This is a genomic window from Bacillus sp. JJ864 (genome assembly GCF_036963045.1).
GTDB classification, from domain to species: Bacteria; Bacillota; Bacilli; order Bacillales; family Bacillaceae_G; genus Bacillus_A; species Bacillus_A pseudomycoides_C.
Genome location: NZ_JBALLY010000005.1, coordinates 1 through 10,888, shown reverse-complemented (window position 1 = coordinate 10,888; position 10,888 = coordinate 1). Strand labels below are relative to the sequence as shown.

General features: G+C 35.0%; 8 protein-coding genes and 1 pseudogene. 7 read left to right on the top strand and 2 right to left on the bottom strand.

Features of this window, described 5'->3' with window-relative positions:
- The 4 genes and pseudogenes from V7024_RS01330 to V7024_RS01315 form a co-directional block, all read left to right on the top strand.
- Nucleotides 1-329, top strand: a pseudogene (locus V7024_RS01330) (IS200/IS605 family accessory protein TnpB-related protein); the annotation flags it as partial.
- A 221-nt stretch (nt 330-550) separates the two neighbouring features.
- The gene (locus V7024_RS01325) at nt 551-2,302 is read left to right on the top strand and encodes an ABC transporter transmembrane domain-containing protein (protein ID WP_335514609.1); all 1,752 of its coding nucleotides are present in this window, start codon (nt 551-553) and stop codon (nt 2,300-2,302) included.
- The gene (locus tag V7024_RS01320) at nt 2,302-4,065 is read left to right on the top strand and encodes an ABC transporter ATP-binding protein (protein ID WP_335514606.1); all 1,764 of its coding nucleotides are present in this window, start codon (nt 2,302-2,304) and stop codon (nt 4,063-4,065) included. The genes V7024_RS01325 and V7024_RS01320 overlap by 1 nt, the downstream gene beginning before the upstream one ends.
- A gap of 88 nt (nt 4,066-4,153) precedes the next feature.
- A complete protein-coding gene (locus V7024_RS01315) occupies nt 4,154-4,732 on the top strand; it encodes a DUF2238 domain-containing protein (protein WP_335514603.1) in 579 nt (192 codons plus the stop codon).
- A gap of 327 nt (nt 4,733-5,059) precedes the next feature.
- On the opposite strand, the gene V7024_RS01310 is transcribed toward V7024_RS01315, so the two are convergent.
- Nucleotides 5,060-5,266 (bottom strand): DUF3903 domain-containing protein, encoded by a 207-nt coding sequence (locus V7024_RS01310; RefSeq protein ID WP_306199393.1) that lies wholly within the window; start codon nt 5,264-5,266, stop codon nt 5,060-5,062.
- Nucleotides 5,267-5,366: 100 nt separating this feature from the next.
- Between V7024_RS01310 and V7024_RS01305 the strand changes: the two genes are divergently transcribed.
- From V7024_RS01305 to V7024_RS01295, 3 genes are all read left to right on the top strand, one after another.
- Nucleotides 5,367-5,768, top strand: a complete 402-nt coding sequence (locus V7024_RS01305; RefSeq protein ID WP_335514591.1) for an NUDIX hydrolase — start codon at nt 5,367-5,369, stop codon at nt 5,766-5,768.
- 352 nt (nt 5,769-6,120) lie between these two features.
- Entirely contained in the window at nt 6,121-7,017 is an 897-nt protein-coding gene (gene alsR, locus V7024_RS01300) for an acetoin biosynthesis transcriptional regulator AlsR (protein ID WP_335514590.1), read from the top strand.
- 169 nt (nt 7,018-7,186) lie between these two features.
- Nucleotides 7,187-9,073, top strand: a complete 1,887-nt coding sequence (locus V7024_RS01295) for an ABC transporter permease (RefSeq protein ID WP_335514587.1) — start codon at nt 7,187-7,189, stop codon at nt 9,071-9,073.
- A 67-nt stretch (nt 9,074-9,140) separates the two neighbouring features.
- On the opposite strand, the gene V7024_RS01290 is transcribed toward V7024_RS01295, so the two are convergent.
- Nucleotides 9,141-10,049 carry an EamA family transporter gene (locus V7024_RS01290; RefSeq protein WP_335514584.1) on the bottom strand — a complete coding sequence of 303 codons (909 nt, stop codon included), beginning with the start codon at nt 10,047-10,049 and terminating at the stop codon, nt 9,141-9,143.
- Nucleotides 10,050-10,888: the final 839 nt, after the last annotated feature.

The following is a 10,888-nucleotide window of genomic DNA, read 5'->3' as shown; positions in this document are numbered from 1 at the left end:
AACTAAAATATAGTAAAAAGTATGGGATTAGCGTTCATGAAACGGCTGCGTTTACGATTGCACGTCGTGGACTCGGACTACAAGAAAAACTACCAAAAGAAATGATTTCTTTGTTACAAAACCAAATCGCAACGAAACTTCGTATTCTTATTGCTTCATTGGAAGAAAGCAATAAGAATACAAAAAAGGTATATAAGAAATGGTTACAAACCATCGCAACATGGAAAGACCATCACAACTGGAAATTATGGAGTATCCTTCATAAAACAGTGTATATGAGTAATCAACAAATTTTATTTCAAATCAAGAAGGGAGGGAACCTGGTTTAAAACTTATATCCCTTTGCGTATAATTGACTCGGATGAATGATTATGCGCAAAACAAGATCGTTCCTAACAGGAACCTGCCGTTATTCTTTCACAGTAGGTGAATGAGAAGGTGATAGCCTTGCGGACAGGAAAAAGGTGAGATTCCTTTTCGGTAGTTGGCTTTGGTCTTGGTTCTCCAACGTTTTGATAGATTTTTATAAGTTTTTTAAACCAGGTATATAATGAAAGTTTTTTTAGACTTGGCATGGTTTTTTAAACAAGAGAAGCGAGCATACATAACTGGTATATTTTTATTGTTTGGCGTTGCTCTTCTTGAGCTCGTACCACCAAAAGTAATTGGTATCATTGTTGATGAAATTAGCAATCATTCATTAACTGCTGAGAAGTTATTACAATGGGCAGGGATTTTAGTTGGTGCAGGAGTGGCGATGTATATTTTGCGTTATGTATGGCGCATGATGATCTTTGGCTCTTCTTTAAAGTTAGCTCGTCAATTACGCCGAAAGCTGTATGAGCATTTTACGAATATGAGTCCATCATTTTACCAAAAACATCGTACTGGTAATTTAATGGCTCACGCAACGAATGATATTCAAGCAGTTCAGCAAACAGCAGGTTCTGGAGTATTAACGCTTGTAGATTCGTTAGCGGTTGGCGGATGTGTTCTTGTTGCGATGGGATTTACAATTAGTTGGAAATTAACATTACTCAGTTTAATTCCAATGCCGATCGTAGCAATTGCGACAAACTACTACGGAACTTTGTTACATCGTCGTTTTCATAAAGCGCAGCAGGCTTTTTCAGAAATCAATGATAAAGTTCAGGAAAGTATGAGTGGAATGAAGGTAATTCGTTCACTTGGTCAAGAAAAAGAAGATTTACAAGCATTTCGTAATAAATCGGAAGAAGTGGTACAGAAAAACATTCTCGTTGCCCGCATTGATTCATTATTTGATCCAACAATTTCTTTAATTGTAGGTTTTTCTTTTTTAATTGCAGTGTGTTATGGCTCTGTATTGGTTGTTCGAGATGAGCTTACGATAGGAGAACTTATTACATTTACCGCATATTTAGGGACGCTCGTATGGCCGATGTTAGCGTTTGGTTGGTTATTTAATATTATGGAGCGTGGACGTGCTTCTTATGATCGAATTCAAAATTTATTTATGCAAGTATCTGATGTGGTAAATAGAGAAGGGGTAAGTGAAGAAATAGCGAGTGGTAATATCGAGTTTGATATTGACGCATTTTCGTACAAGAAGAATGAAGTGATAAATCTACAAGATATTCATTTTTCTTTACGAAAAGGGGAAACTTTAGGGATTGTAGGACGTACAGGAGCAGGGAAAACAACATTATTAAAATGTTTAATTCGAGAATATGATCATTTTGATGGAGGAGTGCGAGTGGGGGAAACCGATATTCGAGATAGGACACTGCATGCCATTCGTTCCGCTATTTCATATGTACCACAGGATCATTTCTTATTTTCTGCAAGTATAGGAGAAAATATCGCATTTGGAAAACCTGATGCAACATATAAAGATATTGCGCATGCTGCTACTATAGCATGTATTCATGAGGATATTACGAAATTTCCAGAAGGATATGAAACTGTAGTTGGCGAACGCGGCGTTTCTTTATCAGGTGGTCAAAAACAGCGTATTTCGATTGCACGTGCGTTATTAACAAATGCTGAAATTTTAATTTTAGATGACTGTTTATCCGCAGTAGATGCAAAAACAGAAGAAACAATTTTAGCGGCATTAAAGCGTGAACGCGAAAATAAAACAACGATTATTACAGCGCATCGCTTAAGTGCGATTCAACATGCAAATTTAATTCTTGTTATTGATGATGGGAAGATTGTACAGCGTGGTACGCACGAAAGTTTAATGCAACAAGATGGCTGGTATAAAGACATGTATGAAAGTCAGCAATTAGAAGCATTAGTTGAGAAAGGAGGAGTATAATGAACGAGAAAAAACGAAGTGACTTATGGCGTCTATTATCATATATGAAGCCATATAAGAAACTGCTGACATTCGCGTTTCTATTTTTAGTTGGCGCAACTATAGCGGAAATGATGGGCCCTTTTTTAATTAAGAAATTTATCGACGAGCATTTAGTTCCGAAGAATTTTGAACAAAATGTATTAGTAACGTTATTTATTGTTTATATTGTGTTTCATTTATTAAAGGTGTTCTTTACGTATTTGAATTTATTATATTTCCAAAATATTGCCTTCAAAATTGTGCAAGATATGCGTGTAGAAGTATATGAACATGTGCAAAGTTTATCGCTTAGCTTCTTTGATCGTACACCAATTGGAACGCTCGTTTCTCGTATAACAAATGATACGGAAGCGATTAAAGATTTCTTTGTAAGTGTATTATCTACTTTCGTAAAAAATATTGTGTTTTTAATCGGTATTTTAATATCTATGTTTTTACTGAATGTGAAACTTGCCTTGTTTTCGTTGCTTCTTATTCCAATTATGATTACGATTATGGCTCTTTATCGTCGTAAAAGTTCAGTCTTTTATTTAGAACTTCGCAATCAATTAAGTATATTAAATGCAAAGTTGAATGAATCTATTCAAGGTATGAACATTATTCAAGTATTCCGCCAAGAAAAACGGATGCGTAAAGAATTTGAAGAAGTGAATGAAAAACATTACGGAGCAGGGCGCCGTAATTTGAAGTTAGATGCCATATTTTTACGTCCAGCGACCGATCTTGTTCATATTTTGGCAATTGTATTAGTGTTGACGTTGTTTGGAATTGATGCAATGCATAGTCCAGTTGAAGTGGGTGTATTATATGCTTTTGTGAACTATATTCACCGTTTCTTTGAACCAGTAAACGAAATGATGATGAAATTGTCTTTCTTCCAGCAAGCAGTTGTGTCATCATCACGTGTGTTTCTTTTAATGGATGAAAACGATTTAGCACCGCTGCAACAAGGGAATGGAACTCCTGTAATGACAGAAGGGGAAATTGAGTTTAAAAATGTTACCTTCTCTTATGATGGGAAACGTGATGTACTTAAAAATGTGTCCTTCCATGTAAAGCCGGGGCAAACTGTTGCTTTTGTTGGGCATACAGGTAGTGGGAAAAGTACAATTATGAACTTATTGATGCGTTTTTATCACGTTAATGAAGGGGAAATTGTAATTGATGGAGTTCGATTAGAGAACTTTCAAGAGAAGGAAATACGAAAACGTATCGGTCTTGTATTGCAAGATGCTTTCTTATTTGCTGGAACAGTGAAGCAAAACATTTGCATGTATGATGAACGTATCACGGATGAAGAAGTGGAAAAGGCTGCAAAATTTGTGCAAGCAAATACATTTATTGAACAGCTGCCAAATCAATATAATACAGAAGTAGTTGAGAGAGGGGCAGCGTTTTCAAGTGGTCAAAGACAGCTTGTGGCGTTTGCAAGAACTGTTGCAACAAATCCGAAAGTATTAGTGTTAGATGAGGCAACAGCAAATATTGATACAGAAACAGAAGAAGCGATTCAAACGGCATTGCAGCATATGCGAAAAGGGCGAACAACTATTGCAATTGCACATCGCTTATCTACAATTCAAGATGCGGATCAAATCTTTGTGATGCACGACGGCCAAATTGTTGAAAGAGGAACACATCAAGAATTGCTGGCGAAACAAGGATTATACTACAATATGTATTTGTTGCAGAATAAAGGAAGCCTTCAGCAAGCCCTGTGAGAACAAGGTTTGGAAGGCTTTTTCTTAAAAAATATAATAAATAACTTGAATATGGAAGGGAGATTGGTTCACGATTCATCGCACACATATGCTTCTCTTTATAAGTTTTTGGATAAGTTTATTAATCTCAGGAATTCAGCCGAAAGATTTGTTTACATGGTGGCTAGAAGTATTGCCGGCAATTATTGTCGTATTGGTTTTAGCAGCAACATATCATCGTTTTCAGTTTACGACGTTTACGTATATTTGGATTTGGTTTCATATGATTATTTTGCTTATTGGTGGTCATTATACATATGCTGAAGTACCGTTTTTCAATTGGATTCGTGATACATTCTCATTAGAAAGAAATTATTATGACCGCGTAGGCCATTTTGTGCAAGGGTTCGTACCGGCTCTATTAACACGTGAGGTTCTTATTAGAGTGGTAGGTATTCGAAAAAAAGGATGGTTATCAATTCTTGTCATTTCTGTTTGTTTAGCGTTTAGTGCAGTGTATGAATTGCTAGAGTTTTTAGTTGCTAAATTGACAGGAACTGGAGCAGATGCTTTTTTAGGAACACAAGGAGACTCATGGGATACACAGTGGGATATGACTTTCGCATTAATGGGTGCAATTTTAGCTCTATCAATGTTTAGAAATGTGCAAGATAGAAGGATGAAATAGGAGATTAATATGTATTACATATTAATTATATATGTAATACATATTTCCGATATGAAGAAGATTAGTATATTATAATAGATGTAATGTTCGAATGTTTGATGTATTACCGGTAATATCCCTATCCCTTTTCTAAAAATGCGAACTAAACTTCCCTTTTTTCTGGATGATTTGTTGTAGATTATACAGAAAATATTGTTCGATATCCATTATGGAACGTACATAATGGAAAGATTCCGATCTCATAGAGGATGCCCCTAATCTTCATGTGATAATGTGTACGGAAAGAAAACGCAATACGATCGGAAAATAGAAAGCTGACCATTTTGGTCAGCTTTTTGTTGTTTCTGCTATAAATTCTTCTTTTATAACTTCTGTCTTTAATAATAATGCTTTCCCAAAACGTCGCTGACATTCTTCTGTTATTTTTTGAATTGCCAATGTGTTAGAAGAAGCAGCAATAGTCACAGTTGCTTGTCTTATTCCTCGATTTTTCTCACAAAATACACAATCCACAACATACTTAGAAATTTTCACAGGATCCTTCCTTTCTGTTTTTAGGAATGCGCTGTCAATGAAGTTGCTGGAAATATTCGATAGATTATAGATTTTTTCCTCTTTTTTCGAGGGGAAAATAGTGAAACGTTGGATTGGAGCAGCTGCAATTTGTATTAATGATAATAATGAAGTATTAATGGTACTACAAGGAAAGCCAGAAGAAGAAAAACTTTGGTCTGTACCTTCAGGTGGATTAGAAAATGGAGAAACGCTAGAAGAGTGCTGCATCCGTGAAGTATGGGAAGAAACTGGCTATCGCATTGAAATTATTGAAAAGGTACATGAAAAAATAGGTGTTACGTTTAATGTTCCTGTGCAAGTACACTATTATGTTGTGAAAATAGTAGGGGGAGAACGGGAAATTCAAGATCCAGACGGATTAATTTATAAAATTGAGTGGAAACGACTGGATGAACTTCAAGACCTTCCGCTCTCATTTCCGGAAGATTATGAGTTGTTGCATCGATGTGTGACTATTTAGTGTTCACTAGGAAATGATTGAGGCGAGAAATGTGAAAATGTACATGGACGAATTGAATAGCGAATGAAATAAGAGAAAACGCTTTTTGTATACGTTTTCTTTTATTTTAAATCTGGCATGTGGTAGGAAAAGGCTCTGACCGTTTCTATGCGCGGCCAGATGCTCTCGTCCTTCTCAAAAGAAAGGGGGTTATGTCGTTTTTTAACTTATTATTAGACTCGCTGTAATTGTTAATACCATCAATAAAATATTTAGGGATATTACCGTATGATTTCTTTAAAAACATTTGTCTAATATATAATTCTTATGTTATTAATTTATTATACATATTAATAAAAAAAGGGTGTTCTATATGGAATTACGGCATTTACAATATTTTATTGTTGTAGCAGAAGAGCTTCACTTTGGTAGGGCAGCTGCTCGTTTACAGATGACACAGCCGCCGCTAAGTCAACAAATTCAACAATTAGAACAAGAGATGGGAGTAACGTTATTTTCAAGAACGAAACGAAGAGTAGAATTAACAGAAGCAGGGGAATTGTTTTTACAAGAAGTGAAAAAGGCTTTTATACAAATTGATAAAGCAGTCGAAGTTGCCCAGAGAGCACAAAGGGGAGAAATCGGAGAGCTGTCTATTGGGTTTGTTGGTTCAGCGATGTATGATATCTTGCCGCCAATTGTTCGGGAATATCGAAAAAAATTTCCAAATGTATCTGTTGTACTGCATGAATTGTCTACACCAGAACAAGTAGATGCACTTCATGATAATCGAATTGATGTCGGGATGTTGCGTCCACCTATTACAAGTCAATTATTACAGTTAGAAACTGTGCAGCACCTCCCTTGTACACTTTGTTTACCGAAAGCGCATCCACTTGCGAATAAACAAGCAATATATATTGAAGACTTGCAAAACGAATCTTTTGTTTTCATAACTCGAAATGTATGGCCGACTTTATATGATAATATTCTTTCTTTATGCCGTGATGCAGGGTTTAGTCCGCAAATTGTACAAGAGGCGACAGAATATCAAACAGTTATAGGACTTGTTGCTGCTGGGATTGGAATAACGGTCATACCAGTTTCTGCAAATAAATTATATCAATCAGAAGTTGTTTACAAAGAAATACGTGATTCTAAAATTGTTGCGGAACTAGCCGTTGCATACCGAAAAGCAAATATAAACCCAGAATTACAAGAGTTTTTGAGAATAGCGAAAGGAAAGGTAATGAACACATTTACAAAATGATGAGAAAAATGACAAAACTGTAAGAATGGACGAATGTATGTAAGAAAGTTCGATGTTTTCCTTTTTCTTTTTTTATTATAGTGAAAATAGAAGAAAGAAGAAGGAGATGTCATACTCATGATGATACTTATTTTTATGAAAGTACAAAAAACGTGGGAGGGGAAAGAAAATGACGTTTTCTCAACTCGCGTTTAAAAACGTAAGTCGAAACATACGTGCCTATGCCGCTTATTTTTTAAGCAGTGCATTTTCAGTTATGATTTTCTTTTTATATGCTTTATTTATTTATCATCCTGATATAGATGGACAGGGTGCTATTCGGCAAGGAATGCTTGTTGCGGAGTACATTATTTATTTCTTTTCTTTTTTCTTTATTTTCTACTCTGTTAGTTCATTTTTAAAAATAAGGAATAAGGAGTTTGGGATTTTTGTTATTCATGGTATTACAAATTGGAAATTGATGCGAATGATCTTCTTTGAAAATATGATCGTTGGTATAAGTGCTCTTATTGGCGGTATTGCTTTCGGATTTATATTTGGAAAGTTATTTTTTCTGTTAGCAAGTACAGTAATGGGATTGGGAAGTTTGCCATTTTATATGCCATGGCAAGCAATGAAATTAACAGCTGTTGTGTTTTTAGCATTGTTTTTCATTGTTGCTTTTACAACAAGTTTATTTGTGAAAAGTAAAAAAGTAATCGCGTTATTAAAAGGGAATAAGAAGCCAAAACCTGAACCGAAAGCTTCTATTCTTTTATCTATAGTAGCAGCAACTTTAATAGCCAGTGGATATATGTTATCTATAACAGCAAAACCTGGCGCTGTCGCATTTTTATTGCTTCCCGTTGCAACTATTGTAATTATTGGCACGTATTTTTTATATACGCAGCTTAGTGTATTTATCATAAAGTTTTTAAAGAAATGGAAGCCTATCTATTGGAAGAAAACGAATTTATTATCATTTTCTATGTTAGCATACCGTATGAAAGATAATGCACGTATGTTTTTTATGGTAACAATTGTGTCAACAGTTGCATTTTGTGCCATTGGAACGTTCGCTGCTTTTACAGAAACGCAAAAGGGCGAATCGATGAAGAACATCCCATTTGCATTTAGTTTGATTACATATAATGAACATCAAGGACAGAAAGCACAATATGAAAAGGAAATTGAAGATTCGTTTCAAAAGGAAAATGTTATTTTCCAAAAGATAAGTGCGCAGTTGAAAATTCAATCTATTTCTGACGATTCGCAAGCCGTAATCATGAGTCAAGATGATTATAATAAGTTTGCAAAGCAGATTGGCTACGAAACTGTGGCATTAGCAGGAAATGAAGCAGTTCGCGTTCCTTCTTTTGGAATGGAAAGTAGTGTTGTAGATCGTTCTAAAGAATCAGATGTAACATTGCAAGAAAGTGGAAAACAAATTCACATTTCTTCTATGTTGAAACAGAATATTTTTTCAGGCGGTGTATTTCCTGGAAAGATTTTTGTTGTTTCCAATGAAATGGCACAGCAAATTACAGTGGGACAGAAAACAGCGAGTTATACGGGCTATACAGTAAAGAGTTGGGAAGGAACGACGCGAGTAGCAGCGGAATTAGAAAAACGATTGAATCAAAAAGGACAGTATGAATTTTCATCACGTGTGATCACCTATAATATGATTAAACAATTGACAAGTGTCATTTTATTTATTGGATTATTTGTCGGAGTTGTTTTTTACTTATCTGCCGTAAGCTTTTTATATTTCCGCTTGTTTACCGATTTAGAAACAGATAAACAATATTATCAATCACTATTGAAACTCGGTATGGATGAAGAGGAAATGAAACAAATTATGACGGTGCAAATGGGTGCACTATTCTTTATTCCGATTCTCATAGCTGTTTTGCATACGAGTGTTGCTTTTACAACATTGCAAACACTCTTTACAACACCGATTCTTCGGTCTTCACTGATCGTCATCGGGCTATTTTTACTCGTTCATATATGTTATTTTTTACTATTAAGAAGACGCTATTTTTTACAATTGAAAAAGCAAATTATGCGATGAAAACGGCGATGTTACATTGAAAGGTAACAGAAAATGAAAACCGGACTTCTCTAAGAAGTCCGGTTTGTTATGCTGCCACTTTTTTATGTGTATGTTGCCTTCTGTATCGTCCACGCATTTTATAAGCAATTTGTGGAATTGTAATACCGATAAGAATAAGGGAAACTCCAAGCCATTGTGAAGTCAGTACGGCTTCTTTTAAAAGAAGCACAGACATGATTGTTGTAACTGGAAGTTCAGCAGCACCTAAAATTGTTGCTAAACCAGAACCAATCTTAGGAATTCCAATTGTAAAAGTAATAGTTGGAATGACAATACTAAATGTTCCTAATGCTAATCCGTATTTCCATAGTCCATTTGTAAGTGTACCATTATATATAAATGTGGGTGGGAAAGCAATCATTACCAATGTTAATGCACCTGCCATAAGTGTTAAACCACGAGGCAATGACGGAACTTCTACTGCTACTCTTCCGCTCACAAAAATATAAAAAGCAAATGCTACCGCTGATAATAATCCGAAGAAAATTCCTTTCATGTCAATTGCTCCTGCTGATTGTTCAAGTAAACCACTTGAAAGAAACGTTCCAACAAGCAAGAATAGTACAGAAATCAATTTTTCTCTAGAAGGAAATGTTTTGGTTGCAACTGCTTCAATGATAATTCCGATCCATACGAATTGAAATAGCAAAACAATACCGATTGAAGCGGGTACAGTTTGTAATGCACCGTAGTAAAAAATGCCTGTTAAACTTGCTGATGTTCCTGCAATAAATAAAATAATCATTTGTTTAAATGGTACACGATGTCTAGAGAATAATAATGTAATCGCAAGTAAAATGAGCCATCCGAACAAATATTGACTTCCAATTACTTCTCCAAGCGAAAATCCTTCGCTGTATGCAAATTTAACAAAAATTGCTAAAATACCGTAACTACATGCTCCTAATAAAACGAGTAATGAATAACGAAGCATCTATATCCCTCCGATCACTTCTATATGGTAATCCTGTTCAAAAACGAACAAACTTAGCTAGATGGAAGTATACAAAATTAAAAATAGAGGGTCAACTGAAAGAAAAGTGTGACATTTTATAGAGTAATAATAAAAGTATGATATTTATGCATAATGATGAAAAAAGAGAACGAATTCCTTGAGAATATAAGGTGAACATGAATAAAACTTTCATTATAAAAAAATATTTTCTAATAATAAATGAAGTGAAGTATAAATAAAGTAACTATGTACATACAAATTGAAAAACTTATAAAAAACCTCTTTTTTAGGAGGACAAGAGCATCTGGCCATGCATAGAAGCGGCCAGGGCTTTTTTCTGTCACATGCAAGGATTAAAATAAAGGGAGCAAGTAATGTAGCGGTCATATTTTGTTCTGAATAATAGCAATTTATATGTTGAAAAATCAAAAAGGATTTATATGTAGATACGAAGAATAAGATTTCAATATATTCATAGTGATAATGGTATGTTCACGAATTTTTCATGGTATTCATTGTGAATTTTGTTACAATAAATTGAGAAGAAAGGACTAAATCAATAGTAGTCATTTTTATATACAAAAGTATACAAACGTGGGCAAATATGTTCGTATACTTACTATTGATTCGGTTTCAAGCCTAGGTGAGTGCGTTTTGACGAAAGGAAAATTGCATGATGAACTACGATTGATGAGTAAGTTGAAGACTTACCCTCGGATACACGCTTTAGTCCGTTGCTCTAAGAGTGTGGAAGGATGACCGACTACTACTGCCCTGTAGTCAAACACCGAAACACATGAACTCTCATCTGTCATTGG

Excerpts from the sequence above, each read along its gene's own strand:
- V7024_RS01325 (WP_335514609.1), top strand. The coding sequence starts at position 551 with ATGAAAGTTTTTTTAGACTTGGCATGGTTTTTTAAACAAGAGAAGCGA.
- V7024_RS01320 (WP_335514606.1), top strand. The coding sequence starts at position 2,302 with ATGAACGAGAAAAAACGAAGTGACTTATGGCGTCTATTATCATATATG.
- V7024_RS01315 (WP_335514603.1), top strand. The coding sequence starts at position 4,154 with ATGCTTCTCTTTATAAGTTTTTGGATAAGTTTATTAATCTCAGGAATT.
- alsR (WP_335514590.1), top strand. The coding sequence starts at position 6,121 with ATGGAATTACGGCATTTACAATATTTTATTGTTGTAGCAGAAGAGCTT.
- V7024_RS01295 (WP_335514587.1), top strand. The coding sequence starts at position 7,187 with ATGACGTTTTCTCAACTCGCGTTTAAAAACGTAAGTCGAAACATACGT.
- V7024_RS01290 (WP_335514584.1), bottom strand. The coding sequence starts at position 10,049 with ATGCTTCGTTATTCATTACTCGTTTTATTAGGAGCATGTAGTTACGGT.